This is a genomic window from Rhodococcus sp. ACPA1, from assembly GCF_002300195.1.
Lineage (GTDB): Bacteria > Actinomycetota > Actinomycetes > Mycobacteriales > Mycobacteriaceae > Rhodococcus_F > Rhodococcus_F opacus.
This window is the reverse complement of sequence record NZ_NSDX01000013.1, coordinates 174153-196304: the sequence shown is the minus strand read 5'-3', so window position 1 is coordinate 196304 and position 22152 is coordinate 174153. Positions and strand designations below refer to the sequence as shown.

The window sequence follows — 22152 nt, the reverse complement described above, 5'->3', positions numbered from 1 at the left end:
CGAACGCCTCAGGATCACCGTCACTGCGCGCGTGGATGATCGGACGACGAGGTGGATGGACGATCTTGCCGGCGCTCGGTCATCTCCGGCGTGGCCAAATTCGGAATGGTTCTCTGTACTTGCGCGGTGACGAGCCGAAAATACGTCTCGGGGCTCATTCTGCCGGTCCATGAGAGCCAGGCCGTCCGCGCGATTCCGTCCACTTCTCCTGGCTCGTCAAAACCATATTGCGAAAGTTCCTCATGATAATTATGCTCGGTGTATCGGGAGTGACGTGAGGCACAGGGCCGGTCGGTGCTGAGATACCTGACCGCGACCCGGGCGAAGAATTCGGAGGTACGTCGTGACTGCTGTCGAGCACATGCGGTCGTTGGGCGGGGCCTCGGGACACACGAGTCAGGAGTTCGAGAATGACGCCGACGCAGGCATCGTTGCTAGGTAAATCGATCGATAGCGAGGTGCTTCGGATCGATGATCGGGGCGTGGTTCTACTGGGCGGGAGGTGCGGCGATTGTGGGACCGTTACCTTTCCGGTGCAGGATTCGTGTCCGCGGTGCAGCGGTTCCTCGATGGGCAGCGTCGAGCTTCCGTCGGCCGGAACGTTGTGGTCGTACACCGTGCAGTCGTTCCGGCCGAAACGCCCGTTCCTCGGTCCGGATGACTTCGTCCCGTTCGGTGTCGGATATATCGACCTGGGTCCGGTCATCGTGGAGGCCCGATTGACGGTCAATGACCCGGACCAACTCGAGATCGGCGATTCGATGACATTGACGACGATGGTCAACCACCGTGACGCCGACGGTTCCTCGGTCCTGACGTATGCGTTCGGCCCCGGAAGCAATGAGGAGACGAAATGAAGGTCGCGATCGTCGGAGTAGGCATCCACCCTTTCGGGCGGACCGAGGGTGTGAGCGGCCGTGCTCAGGCCGTCTATGCTGCGCGACAGGCGCTCGAGGACGCGGGTGTCGAATGGCCTGATATTCAATTTGCGTACGGTGGCAGTGATTCTGCCGGAAATGCCGACACCCTCGTCTCCGAGCTCGGACTGACCGGCCTGCCGTTCATCAACGTGTCCAATGGTTGCGCGACGGGCGGTAGCGCGTTGACGTCCGCGGTGAACACGATCGCGTCGGGCAAGCACGACCTGGGGATCGCCATCGGGTTCGACAAGCATCCCAAGGGCGCCTTCAATGCCGATCCGAAGGCGAATGGGCTGGGGCAGTGGTACGGCGAGACGGGCATGATGGTGACCACCCAGTTCTTCGCGATGAAGATTCAGCGGTACATGGCCGAACACGGTATCGGCGAGAACACACTCGCACAGGTCGCGGTGAAGGCGTTCGGTAACTGGTCCCTGGCTCCTCATGCGTGGCGGCGGACTCCGATGACCGAGGAGCAGGTCTTGTCGTCGACGATGGTCAGTCATCCGTTGACGCAGTTCATGTTCTGCTCTCCCGCAGAGGGGGCTGTGGCGCTGATTCTTGCGCGTGCCGATCAGGCGAAGAAGTACACCGATACCCCGGTGTTTCTCGAGGCCGCGGAGTTGCGTTCACGTCAGTTCGGCTCGTATGAGGTGTTCAGTCCGTGGGTCTCGCCCGAACGCGCGGACGGCCCCACGGGGACAGCGGCGCGAGCGGCCTTCGAGGCTGCCGGCGTGGACCCGGCCGATATCGACGTCGCGCAGATCCAGGACACCGAATCGGGGGCCGAAATCATGCATATGGCCGAGACCGGTCTCTGCAAGCACGGAGAGCAGCAGTCGCTGATCGCGGCGGGGGAGACCGCCATCGGCGGGCGGATCCCGATCAATACCGACGGCGGCTGCATCGCGAACGGTGAACCGATCGGCGCGACCGGGCTTCGGCAGGTGTACGAGAACGTGGTGCAGTTGCGCGGCGCTGCCGGCGCCCGGCAGGTGCCGGGTGATCCGAAGCTGGCCTTCAGCCACGTCTACGGGGCACCGGGCATCAGCGCGTGCACCGTGTTGTCCCGGTAGTCCACTACGAACTTTCCTCTTTCACTACGTATTCTAGGAGCATGCGATGAGCTGGGACTTTGAAACCGATCCCGAATTCCAGGCCCAGTTGGAGTGGGTGGAGGACTTCGTTCGCACCGAGGTCGAACCCCTCGACCGGCTGATCGAGCACGCCTGGGACGTAACGGATCCGAAGCGTAACGAGCTCATCCGCCCGCTGCAGCAGCAGGTACGTGAGCGGAACCTGTGGGCCTGCCATCTCACGCCCGATCTCGGCGGACGAGGCTACGGACAGCTCAAGCTTGCCCTTCTCAACGAGATCCTCGGGCGAACCCACAGTGGTCCGGTGGTGTTCGGCTGCCAGGCGCCGGATTCGGGCAACGCGGAGGTGCTGGCGCACTTCGGCAGCGCCGATCTCAAGAAGCGCTACATGGAGCCGCTGATCGACGGTGACATCATGTCGGCCTACTCGATGACCGAGCCGGCCGGTGGTTCCGACCCGACCGGATTCATCACTCGTGCGGTACGAGACGGCGACGAGTACGTCATCAACGGCGAGAAGTGGTTCTCGTCGCACGCCCGATTCGCGACATTCCTCATCGTCATGGCGGTCACCGACCCCGAGGCGGAACCGCACAAGCGAGCATCCATGTTCCTCGTACCGGTCGACACCCCGGGGGTGGAGATCGTCCGCAACGTCGGTGTGTCCGGCCATGAGGACCATGAGGCCACTCACGCCTACATGCGGTACACGGACGTGCGGATTCCCGCGGGTAACCGCCTCGGGGACGAGGGCCAGGGCTTCGAGGTCGCGCAAACCCGGCTCGGAGGAGGCCGTATCCACCACGCGATGCGGACCGTCGGTCTAGTGAAGGCGTCGCTGGACATGATGCTCGAGCGCGCGGTGTCCCGCCATACGCGCGGGCAGCGGCTGGCGGACCTGCAAATGGTGCAGGCAATGATCGCCGAATCGTGGATTCAGTTGCAGCAGTTCCGGCTTCTGGTGCTGCAGACCGCGTGGAAGATCGACAAGTACAACGACTACAAGCGAGTCCTGGTCGACATTTCGGCGGTCAAGGCCGCGATGCCCAAGGTGCTTCTCGACGTGACCTCACGCGCGGCCCAGATCCACGGATCATTGGGCATTTCGACGGAATTGCCGTTCGGGCGCTGGATCATGGAGAGCTACCACATGGGGCTCGCCGACGGTGCCACCGAGTTGCACCTGCAGACCGTGGCAAAGCAATTGCTGCGCACCGCAACCCCGGCACCGGGACTGTTTCCGACCCGACATCTTCCTGCCCTGGAGGCGGCGGCACAGGAAAAGTATGCGCATCTCGATCTGGCCGCACTGTCATGAGCACCGAGGTCAACGACGATCAGGCCGAGCTCGCACCGGTTCGTGCCGGTGAGATACTCGACTGGGACCGGCTCGAACGCTATCTGCGCGAGCAGCTCCCGGACCTTCAGGGCGACTTCTCGGTTCTCCAGTTCCCCCGCGGATCAGCGAACCTGACATATCAGGTCACGTTCGGTGATCGGCAACTGGTGGTTCGCCGACCACCCTTCGGCACGATCGCCGCCGGCGCCCACGACATGGCCCGCGAGTACAAGGTTCTCTCACAGCTGCACACAGAGTTTCCCCGTGCGCCGCGCGCTCTCCTGCACTGTGCCGACCAATCGGTGATCGGCGCGGAGTTCTTCGTCAACGAGTACCGCGAGGGCATCGTCATCTGGGACCGGGTACCTGACTCGATGTCCGGCTTCGACAATGCCGGCGAACGTATCGGGCTGGCAGTGATCGATGCCCTCGCCGACTTGCACGAGGTGGATCCGGGGAAGGCGGGGCTGTCCGACTTGGGCCGGCCCGGCGGCTACCTCGACCGGCAGCTCCGCGGTTGGCAGAGGCGCTGGGCTGCTGTGGAACCGGAGGTCGACTCTTTGGAGACCGCGGCCGTCATGCGGGAAGTCGCCGTCCGGCTCGTGAAGGGCCAGCCGCGAAGCCAGCGCAGTGGGATCGTGCACAACGACTACAAGATCGACAACTGCCAATTCAGGCCGGGTGACCCGGACCGCGTCACGGCGGTTTTCGATTGGGACATGGCGACAACCGGTGACACGCTGTCGGATCTGGGTACGTTGTTGAACTACTGGCCGGACAGCACACTCGATCCCGACTCGGATGCGGCCTTCATCGCGGTTCCGGGGATGCACGGACTCGGCCTGCCGCCCCGTGCCGCTGTCATCGACCGATACGGGCGGAGCAGCAGTCTCGATCTGTCCGACATCGCCTGGTACGAGGCACTCGGATGCTGGAAGACGTCGGTGATTCTCCAACAGCTCTACGCCCGCTACGTTCGAGGTCAGACCACCGATGCCCGGATGGGGGAGCGTGGCGCACTGATTCCGCCGCTCGCTCGTCGCGCCCTCGGGTTGCTGTCCTGATATCGAATTCCGCGATGAAATCAATGAGGAGTATGTAATGAAAACTGGTGCCAAAATGCGCAGCGCGGTCTGCAGCACCGAAGTCATGGTCATCCGCGCTGGTACCGGAGACATCACCCTGTGCTGCGGTGGTGTACCGATGCTGGCACCGGACGAGTCGACAGAAGCGGTCGGCGCCCCACAGGCCGGCTTCGATGCAGGCACCGTGCTGGGTAAAAGGTACATCGACACGGAGTCCGGCGTGGAAGTCCTCTGCGTCAAGCCCGGTGCCGGCTCCATATCGGCCGATGACCGGCCACTCGAGTTGTCGGTGCCCAAGGCCCTTCCCTCCTCGGACTGATGGGTACGACCATGAATCTTTCGATGCTGTTGGAAATGGCCGCAGACGCGGACGGTGACCGAATCGCCGTCGGTACCCGACGAGACGGACTGACCTACCGCGAACTGCTCGAACTGAGCCGTCGATACGGCTCCCAGATCGGCAGACTCGACGCGCAGGCGTTGGCGTATCTCGACCTGAACTCGCCGACGTGCATTGCGCTGCTGTTCGGGTGCAGCTACGCAGGTGTGCCGTTCGCTCCCATCAACTACCGTTGGACCGACCAGCAGGTCGGCCGCGCGCTCGAACGACTCGCGCCGGTCGCGGTGGTCGCCGGCGCCGACTTCACCGCCCGAGTCGAGGCCAGCGACAGCGTCAGCCTGCTCGATCTGTCTACACCGGACACCGCCGCCGACGACGCAGTCGCGGCGCGGAACGAACACTCGCCAGCGGTGCTGCTGTTCACCAGCGGTACCAGTGGTGATCCGAAAGCTGCCGTTCTGCGCAGCAGCAATCTCGTGCCGTACGTGGTCAGTACGATCGAGTTCTTCAATGCGGGCCCCGAGGAAGCGATCCTGGTTTCGGTCCCGCCCTACCACATTGCCTCCGTGAGTTCGGCGCTCACGTCGGTGTATTCCGGACGTCGTATCGTCCAGCTTCCCGCGTTCGACCCGGAATCCTGGGTGGATCTCGCCGCGGAAGAGGTCATCACGCACGCCATGGTGGTTCCGACGATGCTGGGCCGGATCCTCGATGTGCTCGAACGACGTGGCCAGCGGCTCGACGCGCTGCGGCATCTGTCGTACGGGGGTGGCCGGATGCCGGTGGAGACGGTCGAGCGGGCGCTTGCACTGCTACCCGGAGTGGATCTGGTCAATGCCTACGGGCTCACCGAGACCAGCTCGACCATCGCTGTTCTGGGGCCCGACGATCATCGGGTCGCTGCGGCCAGTAACGACCCGTCGGTTCGCGCTCGGCTCGGCTCGGTGGGCCGGCCGATCCCCTCGATCGAACTCGAGGTGCGGTCCGACGATGGATCAGTGCTACCGGCCGGTGCGGCGGGTGAAGTCTGGGTGCGTGGCGAACAAGTTTCGGGGGAGTACCTTTCGCACTCGGCAAAGGGGGAGGATGGTTGGTACCCCACCCGCGATCATGGTCATCTCGACGCTGACGGTTACCTGTTCCTACACGGCCGCGCTGACGATGTGATCGTCCGCGGGGGCGAGAACATCGCGCCGGCGGAGATCGAGGATTGCTTGCGCAGCCATGAGGCTGTGGCTGACGTTGCCGTTGTCGGTGTGCCGGACGCGGAGTGGGGTGAGCGGGTCGAGGCTGTGGTGGTGCTCGCTGCCGGCAAAGCCGCAGGCATCGAGGAACTGCAGGAACGGGTCCGCGCGGCTCTTCGCTCGACCCGGGTTCCCGCCCGGATCCATTATCGTGACGAGTTGCCCTACAACGAGCTCGGCAAGCTACTGCGGCGTGAGGTTCGCACCGAACTGGCCGCACTGCTCGAAGGTGTCACGGCATGATCCTCGAACACACTGAATCGAGTGAAGACCGGGCGTTTCTTCGCGAATCGATAATCGCGATGGTTCGCAAGGTCAATCCACCTGAAAATCTCCTCGAACGGGCCGAGACGGCGTCGGCGGGTGGCACCGACACGGAGCTGTGGTCGGCACTCAGTGGAGATTTCGCGGCGCCTGCCCTGGCCGTTCCCGAGGCCCTGGGCGGGGTGGGGGCGACCTTCGCAGAGGCCGCTGTGATCCTCGAGGAACTCGGAGCAGCGTTGGCCACTGTGCCCTACCTGAGTACCTTCGTAGCCACCGAAGTTCTTCTCGCTGCAGCCGGTTGCGACATCTCGGACAAGTGGGTTCCCCGGCTTGCCGCGGGAGAGGTCACCGCCACCGTGATCTTCGATCCGGTCCTCATCGGTGACCACGCATTCGCCGAACAGTCCGCTCCTTTCGCCGCACAACAGACGCCCGACGGATACACCCTGTCGGGAACAGAAGAGTTCGTGATCGACGGAGCAACAGCAGATCTCATCCTGATACCGGTCCGGGACGCCTCGGGGTGCACCCTCTTCGCCGTCGAAGGCAAACACCTGCGGCGGGACCCCATGCGCACACTCGATCCCACGCGGCCGCTGGCCGTGATCACGGCCGAAAATGCACCGGCCGAGTTGGTTGGTACGGTCGGCGACGCCGGGCAGTCGATGGCCCGTGCCCGTGATCTGGCGTTGCTGGCGATCGGATGCGAACAACTGGGACAGTCGAAGACTGTTCTGAATATGGCTGTCGAGTACGCACGTGAACGCACACAGTTCGGAAGGCCCATTGGTTCCTTCCAAGCGATCCAGCACAAGCTCGCAGAGGTGGCGGTTGCCGTTCAAAGCGCGGAGTCTGCAGTCGAGCACGGTATCTGGGCGGCCGCGAAGGGCACCGCCGACGAACTGTCGCGCGCGGCCGCGATGGTGGCAATGGCATGCGCTCCCGCAGCAGTTCTCGCTGCGGGCGAGTGTATTCAGGTCCACGGCGGTATCGGATTCACCTGGGAGCACCCTGCTCATCTCTATTATCGGCGGGCGCTGAGCAGTGCGGGGTTGCTGGGCAAGCCGCAGCATCATGCCGAGCGCCTTCTCGAACTCGCACTGAGTTGACGCATGGGAGAGGAACGCCCAGATACCTCGGGAGATCACGAAAGGAAGGCCAGTGACGTCACTTGGATTGTCCGCGTTCGGCATGAAAGGTCACGACCTGTTGGAGTTGGCGATATCAGCGGACCAACTGGGATTCGATGCGCTATGGCTCGGTGAACACATCTTCCATCCGATCGGGTACGGCAGCGATCATCCGACCGACGGGACGCAGGCGCACAGTCACCATGCCGGCCCGATCCTGGACACCGACACCGAACTGACCGACCCCTGGGCGGTACATGCGGCGATCGCGGCCTCGACGACACGGATCCGACTCGGTACCGCCGTGTACCTGGCCCCACTGCGCCATCCGTTGCACACCGCGCGCACCACCATCACCGTTCAAGAACTGAGCGGGGGCCGAGTGCTACTCGGCGTCGGTGCCGGATGGTTGGAGGAAGAGTTCACCGCACTCGGAGTGCCCTACAAGACCCGGGTTTCGCGAACAGAGGAGTGCATCGAGGTGCTGAGGGCGGCGTGGTCCGGGCAACCGTTCGTGCACAATGGCAAACACTTCGATATCGGCTCAGTGCAGATCCATTCGCGAAAGGTGGACATCCCCGTCATCCTGGGAGGAAACGGACCCAAGGCACTGGACCGCGCGGCCAGGCTCGGAGACGGGTGGTTCACGTCAGGCACGCCCTCCTTGGAGGGATCGCTGGAACTGGTCACTGAGTTAGCAAGGTGCCGTGAAAGGTACGGTAAGACGGATGAATTCGATTGTTTCGTTCGTGTCGACGCAACGAGTGCGTCCCAGCTACAGCGGTACCACGATCACGGCATGACCAACCTGGTCGTATGGGCGGACTCGATCTGGAAGGGCGCCACCGTCGAAGAGCGGCGCGCTAATCTTGCGAAGGCAGCCGACGATCTGGGTGTGCGGTCGGCAGATCGAAATCACGAGTACGCCTCACGCACGGACCTTAACTGAACGATTGGCCAAGTTGGAATCCCCGATCGCTGAGGTCTTCGCCGCACTCGCCGAAGCCGGCGAACACCCGGCCGGTGGTCGGATGGCGGGGCCGCTGTGCCAGCAATGTGGACATGGGGCAGACCCCGTCCGTGTAGCGCCCCTGCGATCAGCCAGATGCTGCACCGGGCCCGCGTCGAGGCCCCGGATGTCCGTCCGGGCACCCACGGCGGCACCGCCTATGAGGTCGCTGCGCGGTGCGCGGCCGGCGAGATCGATCCGGCGACGATGCGCGCCGAGCTGATCGGCTGGGAGTACGACAAGCCCCTACCTTCGAGCGCCTACCCCGACCTCGACGACGTCCGCCCCCAACGCCGAGGGCGGCTTCAACCACCAGGTGGGCCGCGCGCTCACCCACGGGTTCCTCACCGATGAGGACTACGACCTGATCCTCGACGCCCTGGCCGACTGACCTGTGCCGACTCGTGAATTTGAGGATCGCCGTGCCTTCCTCGCGTCGCTGTCCACACCGGGTGGCCCGCTGACGATCGATGCCCCGCACGCCACGGTCAATGACCGCCGGTACTTCCGCCGGATCGACGGCGAACCGATCCCGACCCGGGCACGGTTGCGGCTGCATGAGCGGATCCTCGCGGACTGGCGTGCATCGCGCACCCAGGTGCGCCGTGAGCGGGTGGGGATTCTCATGGCTGGCCCGCCCGGTGCCGGGAAATCCACCGCCCAAGCCCATCTGGTGGGGGAGCACCGGCAGGGGGCATCTGGATGCGGACGAGTTCAAACTCCGCCTCCTCGCGGCAGCCGACACCGACGGCTCGCTGCAGCAGCTGCTGCCGGAGGAGTTTCGGGCGGCGCTGCGGCGACGGCATGTTCCATGGCATGGATTGTTGGCGGCGTGTTCTAGACCGATGGGTCCAGACCAGGGCTCCAGAGTCATCTAGGTCGGCTCGTATCCCAGGCCCATGACACCTGTCAGCGATATCCTCGAGAGGACGCCATCGAGAGGTGAGTCCGAGGATTATCCGTACTGGTCATGCCGTCGGGGCCAGTACGTAGGGAACCATGAGCCGACGGGGTGAGTAGACCGTCCGATGGGTGAAGGTGATCCGCTCGACACGCAGCGGTACCCGCCCTCCCCGGCCGCGGAGCTGGCAGGCACGAGCTTCGACGATGCTGTGGAGATCGGCCGCGGCGGTTTCGGCGTGGTCTACCGCTGTACCCAGGAGGACCTGGACCGCACGGTGGCGGTGAAGGTACTCACCGTCGAACTCGACGAGGAAAACCGGGCCCGATTCTTCCGGGAACAGCGGGCGATGGGGCGTCTGACCGGGCACCCGAACATCGTCCACATTCTGCAGGTCGGCGCCACCGACGGCGGACTCCCCTACATCGTGATGCCGTATCACCCGCAGGATTCACTGGAGGCCCGAGTCCGGCAGGACGGCCCGCTACCACTGGATCAGGCACTTCGGCTCGGGGTGAAGATGGCCGGTGCGGTGGAGTCGGCGCACCAGCTCGGCATCCTTCATCGCGACGTCAAACCCGCGAACATCCTGCTCACCGATTACGGCGAGCCGGAGTTGGCCGATTTTGGTATCGCGCACATCGCCGGCGGCTTCGTGACCGCCACCGGCGCCGTCACCGGGTCACCGGCATACACCGCGCCGGAGGTGCTGGGCGGTGATCCGCCGAGTCCGGCGGCCGATGTCTACGGCCTGGGCGCCACCCTGTTCAGTGCCCTCACCGGCCACGCCGCGTTCGAACGCCGCAGTGGTGAGCAGGTCGTCGCGCAGTTCCTGCGGATCACCTCGCAACCGGTGCCCGACCTGCATGAGCACGGGATCCCCGACGACGTGTCCGACACGATCGCCCGCGCGATGTCCCGCGAGCCCGGTCAGCGCCCGGCCACCGCCGCCGTCTTCGGGGAGGAGCTGCGAGGCCTGCAACGCGAACACGGGTTCCCCATTGACGAGATGGCCCTGCGCCCGGCACCCGATGCGCAGGGCAGCGACGAGCACCCGACATCGCGCGGCGGACGAGGCTCGCCGGTTTCGTCCACGCTGGGCGCGACGGGAAGTCTTCCCCTGGAGCTGACCAGTTTTGTCGGCCGCCGGCACGAGCTCACCGAGGCGAAGAACCTGCTGGCCGGGTCCCGGCTGGTGACGTTGACCGGGATCGGGGGTGTCGGCAAGACGCGGCTGGCGATGCGGGTCGCGGCAAGTGTCCAGCGCGACTACGCCGACGGTGTACGCCTGGTCGAGTTGGGTGAACTGCGCGACGCGTCGTCGCTGGTCGACGCGGTGGCCGCTGCCGTGGGGGTGCGGGACCATTCGGTGAGGCCGGTGCGTGAGGTTCTGATCGAGTTCCTCGCCCCGCGAGAAGTGTTGTTGGTCCTCGACAACTGTGAGCATGTGGTGGACGCGGTCGCCGAACTCGCCGGCCCCCTGCTGCACACCTGTCCGCGGTTGCGAATTCTGGCCACCAGCCGCGAACCTCTCGGCATCGGCGGCGAGTCGGTGCTGCGCGTCCCGCCACTGGCTGTCCCGGATCCCGAACGGCGGCCCTCGCTGCGCGGGCTGCCCAAATACGATGCAGTGTCGTTGTTCGCCGAACGCGCCGCTGCCGCCGTCCCCGGATTCGCGCTCACCGAGGACAACGCGGCGGCGGTGGCGGGTATCTGTCACCGGCTCGACGGGTTACCGTTGCCGATCGAGTTGGCGGCGGCACGGTTGCGGGCGATGTCGCCCGAGCAGATCCTCGGGCGCCTGACCGACCGCTACACCCTGCTGACCCGCGGCAGCCGCGGTGCACCGACGCGCCAACAGACCCTACGGTTGTGCATCGACTGGAGCTTCGAACTATGCACCGCCGGAGAACAACTGGTGTGGGGCCGGCTGGCAGTCTTCGCGGGGACCTTCGAACTCGATGCCGCGGAGCAGGTGTGTAGCGCCGACCTGGACCAGGACGAGCTGCTCGACACGCTGACCTCCCTGGTGGAGAAGTCGATCCTGATCCGGGAAGAAACCGGTGCGGTGGTGCGGTTCCGGATGCTCGAGACCCTCCGTGAGTACGGGTACAAGAAACTCGAGCGGACCGGTGAGACCATCGCATTGCGTCGCCGGCACCGGGATTGGTACGAGGCGTTGGCGCTCGACGCGGAGGCCGAGTGGATCAGCGCACAACAGCTCGACTGGATCGCCCGGCTGAAGCGGGAACAACCGAACCTCCGGGAGGCCCTCGAATTTTGCATCGACGACGATCCTGTCGCCGGCCTGCGAACTGCCGCCGCACTCTACGCATTTTGGGCCTCGCAGGGCCTTTACAACGAGGGGCGGCGCTGGTTTGACCAGTTGCTCACCCGTCAGAGCGGCCTACCCACCCTCGACTGGGTCAAGGGGCTCTACTGCGCCAGTGTGATGGCGAACGTGCAGGGTGACCTCGGGGCCGGGGCCGCACTGGTCGAAGAGGGGCGAGCGCTTGCTGCGCAGACCAGTGACCCGATGATGCGTGCGTTCGTTGACTGCGCCGACGGAATGCTGGCCCTCTACAGGGGTGATCTCCCGCGCGCGTGCTCTCACCTCGAAATTGCCGAGACGGAGTTCAGTAGACGCGGAGATCGAACCCTCGAAGTAGCCGCCCTGTATCCGATGGGGTTGGCGTATGGACTGCGCGGCTCCACGGACAAGGCGATCGAATGCCTCGAGCGTGTTCTCGCGATCACGGAACGGTACGGCGAGAAGATGTATCGGTCGCTCTCGTTGTGGGCCTTGGGAATTGCCGTGTGGCGGCAGGGTAATACCGATCGCGCGGCCCGAGTGCTCGCGCAGTCGCTGGAGCTGGCCCGGCAGGTACACAACGTGCGCGTCGCCGCAGCATGCTTCGAGGCACTGGCCTGGATCGAGTGCGCACCGCGGGACGCACAGCGGGCCGCGATTCTGATGGGGGCTGCAGAAGAGATGGCGTGTTCGATGGGCAGTTCTGTGGTGATCCACCCGGATCTGCTTGTCTACCATCAAGAATGCGATCAAAGGACGAGGCAGCGAATCGGAGACAAAGCATTCGCGGCGGCGTACAGCAAGGGCCGCGGTCTAGGCTTCGACGCGGCAATCGCCTACGCCCTCCACGAGCAACAGCCCGCCGCCTCCACACCCGACACCGACGCGTCGACGCGGCTGACCAAGAGGGAACGCCAAGTCGCCGACCTGATCGCCGAAGGCCTGACGAATCAGGCGATCGCCGACCGCCTGGTGATCTCACCCCGCACCGCACAAGGGCACGTGGAGCACATCCTGGCCAAACTGGGCTTCACCTCCCGGACACAGGTCGCGGCCTGGGTCGTGGAGCGGACCCACGATTGATCCCGACACCTATCCGGACCAATTCCGCAGTGGCGCGTTCAGGGCCCGTTGGCGGCCGACCTGGCGCAAACCCTATGAGATTTCATCGGCGCTGTCTCGGATGTGCGCACCCATCTCAGCAGTCGGCGTTACGGTAGATCGGTCCTACGACGCTTATGGGGCAACAGCTCGCCCGGTTCGATCCAGGATTGCGTCAGCGGACATGTCGACATGTATACCAACAAGTAGGGCTTACCAGGCTCTGGTTGCGAGCGCACCGACTGCCTCGGTGCCATTGATGAGGGAAGGCCGCGGCCGGCGGGCCGGCATCGCTGAGCGGTTCACCTTCCCCCCCACTAGCCCGACGCCCGCAACGAGGCCACCACCCTCGACTCGAGGGCGCCGACGAGCGCGTGCGCCGGAATCTGCCCGCACCGCGCATCGGAGTCGGACGTTGGGTGCTCGCCGTACTGAGACACCGTTCCCTGTAGGCCGGTTCGGTTCGGTGCGGTGCGCTCGTACTCGGTGGCGAATGGGTCCGGCAGGTAGCAGCAGGGAAGAGCTCGGGTGTGCCAGGCGCCGGGCTACCCTGTTGACCGCAGGGCGGACTACTCCTGCCCCACCGACCCTGCGGTGGAAGTGGTGGTGATCCGAACTCCGTGTTCCGCGCTATCGGTGCCTGCCGCGAGCAACGTTGAAGTCAGCGGCCGATCCCGGTGCGGACGAGGTCCTGCGCGTTTCGGATCACGGACTGAAGGGTCTGTCGTTCGGGGTCCCACCATTCGTTGGCCCAGCTCAATGCTCCGATGATCAGTCCTTGCGCCGCATAGAGATTCAGATCGGGTTGAAGCTGTCCGGCTTCGGCTGCCTCGGCGAGGTGTCGTCGCCAGATCGCGCCGTATTCTCGGCGCAGCTCTTGTTGCCGCTCCCGGATATCGTCGGGCATCTGGCTCATGTTCCGGGTCGAGGCCGCCGCGTAGTGCGAGATCGTCAATGCTACTTCCAGGTGTCCCGCGACTGCCGCCAGTATCCGATCGAGCGGCGTCGCGGTGGGCGGTAGGGCGTCGATGACGGAGGTCACGTGTTCGATGAATCGTCGGTGTCCGACGGTCATCACCTCGTCGACGAGGTCGTCGCGTGAGGGGAAGTGCCGGTAGATTGCGGGTGCTTTGATTCCGGCGATCTCGGCGATGTCGGCGAGCTTGGTTCCCGCGTATCCGTCTCGGAACATGACCTCTGCGGCGGCATCGAGGATCAGTTGGCGGGTGTGTTTGCCGCTGCGCGTGGCGGCGTCGCCGCGCTGTCCTGTGCCCGAAGCGTCCTTTGTCACCTGTCCACGGTAGTGGACCGGAGGTATCACGCCGTCATCGAGGTTGCGGGTCATTACCGCTCGCGTACCTCGTCGAGGCATCGCGCGACGATGTCGGGGAGGCGTCCCTGCGAAGCGGGTTCTGCTACGGAGAAGGTGAGTGGGCAGGAAGCGTGAACAGCGGCGAGAGCCTCGACGATCTCGCTGTCGGGACGCGCGGACATCGCTCTGATCGGACCACCGAGCGCTTTGGGGAATGCGAACCCTTCGGTCATGGCCACATCAATGTCGGATGCGCGCTCGGCGGTTCCGCAGTCCACCAGGACTGCGGCGGCGCACAGCATCGAGGCGAGCACCCTGTCTCGGATCTCCGAATCGTCGATGTGGCGGGGCGCCACTCCTGTGATCGCACGTTCGGCCGCGATGATCGCGTCGACCTCGGGATCGGGTTCTCCGCGTCGCGAACCGTCGGGATAGGTGAACCATCCCGCGCCGGTCTTCTGCCCGAGTCGGCCTGCTTCGCACAACCGGTCTGCGATCGCGACATAGCGTTGCCGTGGATCACGCGTGGCGGCCAGCCGCTTTCGGCGCGCCCAGGCGATGTCCAGACCGGACATGTCGGCGACAGTGAAGGGGCCGATCGGCATGCCGAGTCCGCGCATCGCACGGTCGACGTCCGACGGTGAGGAGCCTTCTTCGACCAGGAACTCGACCTGCGTGCGGTAATCGGCGTAGACGCGGTTGGCGACGAACCCCTCACCAAGTCCGGCGGGAACACCGACCTTGTCGAGGGTGGAGACGATCCGGGACAGGGTGGCAGCGGCCACATCGTCGGTGGCCGGGGTGCGGATCACCTCGACGAGGGGGTTGCGATGTGGCGGGTTGAAGAAGTGCAGCCCTGCGAATCGGTTGCGGTACTCGAGCGCGCGCGACATCTCAGAGAGATCGAGATAGGAGGTGTTGCTCGCGATGACCGCGTCGCCACGAAGTACGGGTTCGAGGTTGTCGAGCAGGTCGGTCTTGACTCCCATGTCCTCGAACACGGCGTCGATGACGAGATCGGAGTCGGCCAGACCGGTGATGTCGATGGCAGTACGGATCCCGCTGACCTGTGCGGCGAGCCTTTCCAGCGCGCCCGGATCCCGGTCGTAGACGACGACGGCGAATCCGTGATCGGTGAAGGCTCGGGCGAGGGAGGCGCCCATGGTTCCCGCGCCGGCGATGCCCACCGTGCGGACCGGCAGTGGGTGTGCAGGTGAGCGCAGCGCTTTCGCGGCCGCACGGCGCGCGAAGAACAGGTAGCGCAGGTTGCTCGCCTCGCCGGAAAGTCTGAGCCGGTTGAACACCTTCCGTTCGGCATCGAGGGCCTCGTCGACGTCGCCGTCGCCCGCGCGGCGAACCAGGTCGATCGCCTCGAGGACGTTGGGGCGAGCCCGCCGGCTCACCCGCGTGACCACCGCTTCGACGTCTTCCTCGGGAGCGGGCGGCACCTGCCGGTCGATCAGTCGGGACTTGCCGCTGGCGGACCTCGCGAGCTCGACCGCGCGATCGACGAGTTCGTCGGCCGGAACGATGTCGTCGAGAATCCCGACGCGGAGTGCCTCGTCGGCACCGATTCGCCGCGCCGATGCCACCAGGTCGATGGCCGTGGGGACACCGGCGAGGCGGGGCGTACGGACCGTTCCTCCGGCACCCGGCACCATCCCGAGGGTCACCTCGGGGAATCCGACCTGGACCGTGGGATCTCCGATCCGACGGTCGCAGCCGAGAGCGAATTCGAGACCGCCGCCCAGGGCGAGCCCGGTGAGGGCGGCGACCACAGGCACGTCCAGCTGTTCGACGGCCGCGATGACGGAGGGCAATTGCGGTTCCCGAAGGTCACCAGCGAACTCGGTAAGGTCCGAGCCGGCGTAGAAGTGCGTCAGCGCCGAGGCGATCACCACTCCCTCGACCGACGGGTCCGTCGCGAGGTTCCGCAGGGACCGGGCGAGGTCGGCACGCAGAGTCCTATTGCCCATGTTCACCGGGGGATTGTTCAGCAGGATTACGGCGATCGTTCCGCGAAGGCTCGTGGTGACCGTGGACATGATGAGGCCTTTCTTCGTCGCACATCGTGATCGTTCGGAAATTAGCGTCGCCGAGTGGAGGACGGGGAGTCGCCGACATTGCGGAGACCGGCAGCGGCGGTGAGCCTGTGCCGGTCTCCACTCGGGATGTCGAGACTATTTCTCGATGCCTTCGGCGGTGGGGGCGACGAACTCGGCGTTGGAATTCTCGTTGACGCCCTTGAACCCGAACCACGCGACGATTGCCGCGATGGCGGAGATGAGGGACAGGTAGTACCCGGGCGCCAGCTCGACGTCGGTGTTCCCCAGCCAGGTGGCCACATAGGGCGCGGTGCCACCGAAGACGGCGATGGAGATCTGATAGGGAACTGCACCGGCGGAGAAGCGGATGCGGGCGGGGAAGAGATCGACCATGGAGACGGCCACGATGGAGGTCACACCGGCGGCGAAGAACCCGATCCCCATCAAGGCGAGCAGCGATGCGGCGAACGTCTGCTTGTGGAGCAGGGAGAACGCCAGCGGTGCGAACACGGCCATACCCAGTGCCGCGAACACCGCGACCTGGCGGCGTCCGATCTTGTCCACGCACAGCCCGTAGACGGGGGAGACGGCGGTGTAGAAGAGCAGCGCGATGGCCAGTGCGCTGAGCGACGCGGTGTAGCTGAGCGCGGCCACCTTCATCATGTAGGCCACCGTGAAGCCGGTGAGCATGTAGAAGGCGACACCGTTGAGCATGTTCCACCCGAAGACGGTGGCCATCGACTTCTTCGCTACACGGATGCCCTCGGCGAGCGGCGCCGACTCGACCTGGCCGGACTCGCGCACCGCCTTGAATTCCGGGGTTTCCTCGATACGCATCCGCAGGAAGATGGCGATGATGCCCATCGGCCCGGCCAGCAGGAACGGGATCCGCCAGCCCCACGAGGTCAGGTCGGCCTCGGAGACCGACGAGGTCACGATGAGGGAGACGAGCGCTGCGGTAGCGGTTCCGATGCCGACCGCGGCGGGAGAGAGCGAACCGTATCGCCCGCGCCATCCCCGCGGGGCGTGCTCGACCACGTAGATCGTGGCGCCGGCGTACTCGCCGCCGGCCGAGAGCCCCTGGAACACCCGCAGGACGACGAGCAGGACGGTGGCCCAGACGCCGAGGCCCGCGTGCGTCGGCAGCACGCCGAGCAGGACGGTCGACAGGCTCATGAGGATCACGGCGGTCAGGAGGGCGGCCCGACGGCCGATGCGGTCACCGATCCAACCGAACACGAAGGCGCCGAAGGGGCGGACGAAGAATCCCAGCGCGAACACCGCGAAGGTGGACAGTAGCGCAGCGCTCGGGTCGGACGAGGGGAAGAACAGCGCCGAGATGGTGACTGCGAAGAAGCCGTAGAGGCCGAAGTCGTACCACTCGATGAAGTTGCCGATGGCGCCGGCGTAGATGGCGCGGCGGCGGGCCGCGGATTCGGTGACTTGTCTCGGTGGCGAGGACACGTGGGATGCGGACATGGCAATCCTTCCGGAGGGCCGGGGAGGGGAGAACTGTGTTGGGGGAGAGCGGATTCGGTCGGGGATGGTTCAGACGAGGGCGAGGGCGTCGGCGAGCGCGATGACGCCCTCCGCGGTCTTGGCGTGGGCGAGGTCGATGTGCTGTCCCTCGAAGTCGACTGCACCGTGTCCCTGGGCTTCGGCGTCGCGGAAGGCCGCGGCCATGCGTCGGTAGAAGTCGACCTTGTCGGGGGAGGGGGTGAAGACCTCGTTGGCGATCTCGACGTGGGACGGGTGGATGAGGGTCATGCCCCGGTACCCGAGGCGGCGGTTGTCCTCACAGAAGGTGCGGAATCCGTCCAGATCTGCGATGTCCTGCCACACGCCGCCGATCGGGTGGTGCAGCCCGTTGGCCCGGGACGCGAGCACGATGCGGCTGCGCAGGTACAGGGTTTCGAGACCCTCCGGGGTAAATTCGAATCCGAGTTCACGCCCGACATCGGCGTTGGGTCCGGTGGCGCCGAGGAGGGCAACAACCCGCGGGGTGGCCGCGGCCATTGCCTCGCAGTTCGCCATCGACGAGGCGGTTTCGAGGCTCAGCAGGAAACCGATCTCGCCGGCGGGAAGACCACGGGTCTCTTCGAGATGGGAGACGACCGCGTCGATCCGGACGATGTCCTCGGCGTCGAAGGTCTTCGGGAGCAGCAGCCCCGCGACGCCGGGTACGACGACGGCGTCGAGATCGGCACCCATGAGTCCGGTGTCGCGGCTGTTGGGCCGAACCCACACATCCGCGCGGAGTCCCTGGTCGCTCAGGCGGCCGATGGTCCCGACGACGGTGTCGCGCGCGGCTGCCTTGTCCGCGGCGGGGACGGAGTCCTCCAGGTCGAGAATGATCGCGTCGGTGCCCGACGCCACGGCCTTGTCCGCCCACGCGGCCTTGTGTCCCGGCACGAAGAGCATGGACCGATACGGTCGAATTGTGGTCATGGAGGACTTCTCCTTCGAGGTGATGGTCTTTCGAGTTCGATCGACGGCGATAGCCCGGGACGGACGGGTCACTGGAATCAGGTTCCACGACAAGGGAATTGGAGTGACGTGAAGTGGCCGGCATGGATGGGACAGCCGGTTCCGCAGCGCCTCGGTACGTGAATCGATCGTAGATTAACGTGATGTAGATGACAATACCCCGGATCTGGGTTGGGCTGTGAGGTCGTGGCGACCGTGGCACCGTCCACCGTCGGCGGGTGCGCCCGACGCCCTGGTGCGCGCAGGTAGTGGCTGGTTTTTAGGAGCGGGGCTCGAGGAACAGCGGTGAGGTCGCCTGCGGGGATCGGTTCTCCAGTCCGCGGCGAACAATGGTTTGCGCGGTCGTGATCACGGTTTCCACCGGGACCCTGTCCTGGCGCCACCATTCCACGGCCCAGTTCAGGGCGCCCATGATCAGCATGCGTGTGAGGTAGGGGTCGGCGTTGGGTCTGATCCGGCCGGCCGTGTGTGCGGCGTTCATCAGGTCACGCCAGACGGTGCCGTATTCCTCCTCGTCGACGCGGATCGCGTCGCGCATGGAGTCGGGGAGCTGGCGGGAGTTGCGGACCGCGGCAATGGTGTAGTCGGACATTCCGAGCGTTACGCGCAGATGTGCCTCGACTGCGACCACGATGCGGTCCAGCGGGTCCGTGTCCGGTGGCAATTCCGCCAGAGCGTGGCGAACATGGGTGTTGACCTGCGTCGTTCCTTCCCGGATGACCGCCTCGATGAGCTCTTCCAGGGAGGCGAAATGGTAGTAGATCGTCGCAGTTTGAAGACCTGCCTCCGAGGCGACCTGGAAGAGTCGAGTGCCGGCGTAGCCGCGTCGTCCGACCACCCGAGCGGTCGCATCCATGATGCGCTGGCGGGTTCGCGCGGCTTTGGTTCCGGCGGGCGAGTTCGACTCGGTTCCGCGTCTCGTGTTCGTCATCGATTGAAAATTAGCACAGAAGGTGCTGTTGACTCGTACGTTAATCGACAGTAGATTAACGTCTAGATGGGGCGCACGCCACATGTCACTCGACTCCGATCCCGCTCACCGCGCGGACGTGAGGTCACTTCCTATTCCTGGCTGATCTGCCAGGCGTTCGTCACGCGAAACAAAAGTGAAAGGCAGGGCGCCGATATGCCCGGTTTGTATTTCGAGGAGTTCGAATCCGGTCTCGTGATCGACCATCCCACGAGGCGGACGGTCTCCGAGTACGACAACGTACTGTTCAGCTCGCTGACGCTGAACCTCGCGCCCCTGCACCTGGATGCGGAGTACAGCAAGAACACCGAATTCGGCCAGCGGCTGGTCAACAGCCTCTACATCCTCGGGCTGGTCTGCGGGGTCCCCGTGCCCGAGACCACCCTCGGCACGACGGTCGCCAATCTCGGGTTCGAGGAGATCACCTTCCCCAAGCCCGTGTTCCACGGCGACACGATCCACGTCCGCACCGAGATCATCGGCAAGCGAGAGTCCAAGAGCCGCAACGACGCCGGAATCGTCTTCTTCCGCCACCTCGGCCTCAACCAGCGTGACGAGGTCGTGTGCAACGCGCGCCGCAACGGGCTCATGCTCAAGCGCCCGAGCTGACCCCCATCCGATCACACAAGAAGGACGTGCACATGTTGGGGCAATGCGTCTTCGGAACCTCCTCCTCGCCCGCCTGGATCCCGACCGAGGAGATCATTTCCCGGAACCGGCTGCTCGCGGCGATGAAGCGGTGGGGATACGAGTCGGTGGAGGAACTGCACACAGCATCGATCAACGATCCCGAGTGGTTCTGGCGTGCGGTGATCGACGACCTCGACATCGAGTTCACCCGCCCGTTCACCGCGGTGCTCGACGACTCGGCCGGCAAGCCGCTGCCGAAGTGGTTCGTCGGAGGGGGGATCAATCTGGCGCACCTGTGTTCGCACCGGCACGCGGCCGGGGATCTCGCCGACCGGGACGCCATCGTCTACGAGGCCGACAACGGCGCCCGCCGGGCGCTGACCTTCGCCGAACTCGACCGGCAGGTGCGCCGCTTCGCGGCGAACCTGCGTGACCTCGGGGTCGGCAAGGGCGACCGGATCGTGCTGTTCGCCCCGGTGGTCACCGAGACCGCGGTGGCGTTCCTCGCCGCCGCCATGATCGGCGCGGTCGTGGTTCCGGCGTTCTCCGGCTACGGCGCCGAGGCCGTTGCCTCGCGCATCCGCAGCTCCGAGGCGGTCGTGCTCGTGACAGCGGACGCGACGACGCGCCGCGGCAAACGGGTTCCCCTCAAAGAGACCGCGGACGAGGCACTCGCGGAGACGACCTCGATCCGCACGGTCATCGTCGTGCGCAATCTCGGCGACGGGGCTCCGATGGTGGACGGCCGGGACGTCTACTGGGACGAACTCGAGGCCGACCCCGCGCCGGCCCCGACCGTGGACACCGACCCCAACGACCCGGTGGTCATCGCCTACACCTCCGGTACCACCGGCGCACCGAAGGGCATCGTCCACTCGCACGGCGGATTGGCCGTAAAGTGCGGGGTCGACGCGGCATACGGTTTCGACGTCCACCGCGGCGATGTCGTCGCCTGGATCGCCGACATCGGATGGATGCTGTACGGCGTTCTCCTCATCGGCGTTCTCCAGCACGGCGCCACCCTGGTGCTGACCGAAGGCGTGCCGACGTACCCGAGCCGGAACCGGCTGTGGGAGATCGTCGAACGCAACGGGGTCACCCTGCAGGGCATCGCTCCGACCGCGGCGCGGGCCGTCATGGCGGCCACACAGGACGAGGCCATCGCGCAGGACCTGTCGACCCTCGTTTCCTTCGCCTCCACCGGTGAGGCATGGGACGAGCCCACCTGGCGATGGTTGTTCGACCACGTCGGCAAGGGCACCCGCCCCGTCATCAACTACAGCGGCGGAACCGAGGTTCCCGGCGGAATCATCGTCTGCTATCCGTTCCTCGCCGCGGACGCGGCGTCGTTCAACGGCCCCATGCTGGGTATGGACGCCGCCGTCCTCGACGCAGCCGGCGCACCGGTCTTCGACGAGATCGGGGAACTGGCCGTGATGAACACCTGGCCCGGAATGACCCACTCCTTCTGGCGCGACACCGACCGCTACCTGAACACCTACTGGGACACCTGGCCCGACCTCTGGGTCCACGGTGACCTGGCAAGCGTCTCCCCATCCGGGAGCTGGAAGATCCACGGCCGATCCGACGACACGATGAAGGTCTCCGGCCGACGAATCGGACCCGCGGAGCTCGAGGCCGCGCTGCTCAAGGATCCCCGCATCGTCGAGGTCGCCGTGATCGGGGTGCCCGACGAACAACGCGGCCAGAAGGTCGTCGCCTTCGTCGTCGTGCGGGACGAGGGGATCGACGAGGACGACCTCGTCGCCACGGCCGTCCACAACGTCGGACGGTCATTCGCCCCCACCGTCCACCTCGTGTCGGCTCTGCCGAAGACCAAGAACGGCAAGATCATGCGCCGCGTCATCCGCGCACAACATCTCGGAGAACCAACGGGCGATCTCGCCGCACTCGACTCCGTGGACAGTCTCGCCGCCATTCCCTCTCTGCAGAATTAGGAGAAACAC

At 65.5% G+C, this 22152-nt stretch carries 17 protein-coding genes and 1 pseudogene; 13 read left to right on the top strand and 5 right to left on the bottom strand.

The features are described 5' to 3' along the window. Positions 1 to 410: 410 nt before the first annotated feature. The 11 genes and pseudogenes from CJ177_RS48875 to CJ177_RS42015 all read left to right on the top strand — a co-directional run. A pseudogene (locus CJ177_RS48875) lies at positions 411 to 557 on the top strand (zinc ribbon domain-containing protein); the annotation flags it as partial. 12 nt (positions 558 to 569) lie between these two features. Then, positions 570 to 857 carry a Zn-ribbon domain-containing OB-fold protein gene (locus CJ177_RS48870; protein WP_257014979.1) on the top strand — a complete coding sequence of 96 codons (288 nt, stop codon included), beginning with the start codon at positions 570 to 572 and terminating at the stop codon, positions 855 to 857. Beyond that, positions 854 to 1996, top strand: a complete 1143-nt coding sequence (locus CJ177_RS42050) for a thiolase family protein (RefSeq protein WP_095870552.1) — start codon at positions 854 to 856, stop codon at positions 1994 to 1996. The genes CJ177_RS48870 and CJ177_RS42050 overlap by 4 nt, the downstream gene beginning before the upstream one ends. A 46-nt stretch (positions 1997 to 2042) precedes the next feature. Then, positions 2043 to 3335: an acyl-CoA dehydrogenase family protein gene (locus CJ177_RS42045; RefSeq protein ID WP_095870551.1), complete on the top strand. Its 1293-nt coding sequence runs from the start codon at positions 2043 to 2045 to the stop codon at positions 3333 to 3335. Next, positions 3332 to 4420 carry a phosphotransferase family protein gene (locus CJ177_RS42040; protein WP_095870550.1) on the top strand — a complete coding sequence of 363 codons (1089 nt, stop codon included), beginning with the start codon at positions 3332 to 3334 and terminating at the stop codon, positions 4418 to 4420. The genes CJ177_RS42045 and CJ177_RS42040 overlap by 4 nt, the downstream gene beginning before the upstream one ends. Positions 4421 to 4457: 37 nt before the next feature. Further along, positions 4458 to 4760, top strand: a complete 303-nt coding sequence (locus tag CJ177_RS42035; RefSeq protein WP_095870549.1) for a hypothetical protein — start codon at positions 4458 to 4460, stop codon at positions 4758 to 4760. An 11-nt stretch (positions 4761 to 4771) separates the two neighbouring features. After that, positions 4772 to 6268: a class I adenylate-forming enzyme family protein gene (locus CJ177_RS42030; protein WP_095870699.1), complete on the top strand. Its 1497-nt coding sequence runs from the start codon at positions 4772 to 4774 to the stop codon at positions 6266 to 6268. Beyond that, positions 6265 to 7398, top strand: a complete 1134-nt coding sequence (locus tag CJ177_RS42025) for an acyl-CoA dehydrogenase family protein (protein ID WP_095870548.1) — start codon at positions 6265 to 6267, stop codon at positions 7396 to 7398. Before CJ177_RS42030 ends, CJ177_RS42025 begins: the two co-directional genes overlap by 4 nt. A gap of 52 nt (positions 7399 to 7450) precedes the next feature. Next, positions 7451 to 8368, top strand: coding sequence for a TIGR03619 family F420-dependent LLM class oxidoreductase (locus tag CJ177_RS42020; protein WP_095870547.1), 918 nt, complete (start codon positions 7451 to 7453; stop codon positions 8366 to 8368). 156 nt (positions 8369 to 8524) lie between these two features. Further along, positions 8525 to 8782: a hypothetical protein gene (locus tag CJ177_RS47110; RefSeq protein WP_143548800.1), complete on the top strand. Its 258-nt coding sequence runs from the start codon at positions 8525 to 8527 to the stop codon at positions 8780 to 8782. Between the two features lie 674 nt (positions 8783 to 9456). Beyond that, positions 9457 to 12723, top strand: a complete 3267-nt coding sequence (locus CJ177_RS42015) for a protein kinase (protein WP_095870546.1) — start codon at positions 9457 to 9459, stop codon at positions 12721 to 12723. Between the two features lie 679 nt (positions 12724 to 13402). On the opposite strand, the gene CJ177_RS42010 is transcribed toward CJ177_RS42015, so the two are convergent. The 5 genes from CJ177_RS42010 to CJ177_RS41990 form a co-directional block, all read right to left on the bottom strand. Next, a complete protein-coding gene (locus CJ177_RS42010; RefSeq protein WP_095870545.1) occupies positions 13403 to 14086 on the bottom strand; it encodes a TetR/AcrR family transcriptional regulator in 684 nt (227 codons plus the stop codon). Then, positions 14086 to 16098: a 3-hydroxyacyl-CoA dehydrogenase NAD-binding domain-containing protein gene (locus CJ177_RS42005; protein ID WP_095870544.1), complete on the bottom strand. Its 2013-nt coding sequence runs from the start codon at positions 16096 to 16098 to the stop codon at positions 14086 to 14088. The genes CJ177_RS42010 and CJ177_RS42005 overlap by 1 nt, the downstream gene beginning before the upstream one ends. Before the next feature lie 135 nt (positions 16099 to 16233). Then, complete coding sequence (locus CJ177_RS42000) at positions 16234 to 17577, bottom strand: MFS transporter (RefSeq protein WP_095870543.1); 1344 nt, start codon at positions 17575 to 17577, stop codon at positions 16234 to 16236. Positions 17578 to 17646: 69 nt separating this feature from the next. Next, positions 17647 to 18537 (bottom strand): CoA ester lyase, encoded by an 891-nt coding sequence (locus tag CJ177_RS41995; protein ID WP_095870698.1) that lies wholly within the window; start codon positions 18535 to 18537, stop codon positions 17647 to 17649. A gap of 307 nt (positions 18538 to 18844) precedes the next feature. Next, complete coding sequence (locus CJ177_RS41990; RefSeq protein ID WP_095870542.1) at positions 18845 to 19516, bottom strand: TetR/AcrR family transcriptional regulator; 672 nt, start codon at positions 19514 to 19516, stop codon at positions 18845 to 18847. A gap of 144 nt (positions 19517 to 19660) precedes the next feature. Between CJ177_RS41990 and CJ177_RS41985 the strand changes: the two genes are divergently transcribed. Both CJ177_RS41985 and CJ177_RS41980 read left to right on the top strand, forming a co-directional pair. Continuing rightward, positions 19661 to 20164: a MaoC family dehydratase gene (locus tag CJ177_RS41985; RefSeq protein ID WP_373560083.1), complete on the top strand. Its 504-nt coding sequence runs from the start codon at positions 19661 to 19663 to the stop codon at positions 20162 to 20164. A gap of 32 nt (positions 20165 to 20196) precedes the next feature. Then, positions 20197 to 22143, top strand: coding sequence for an AMP-binding protein (locus tag CJ177_RS41980; protein ID WP_095870541.1), 1947 nt, complete (start codon positions 20197 to 20199; stop codon positions 22141 to 22143). Positions 22144 to 22152: the final 9 nt, after the last annotated feature.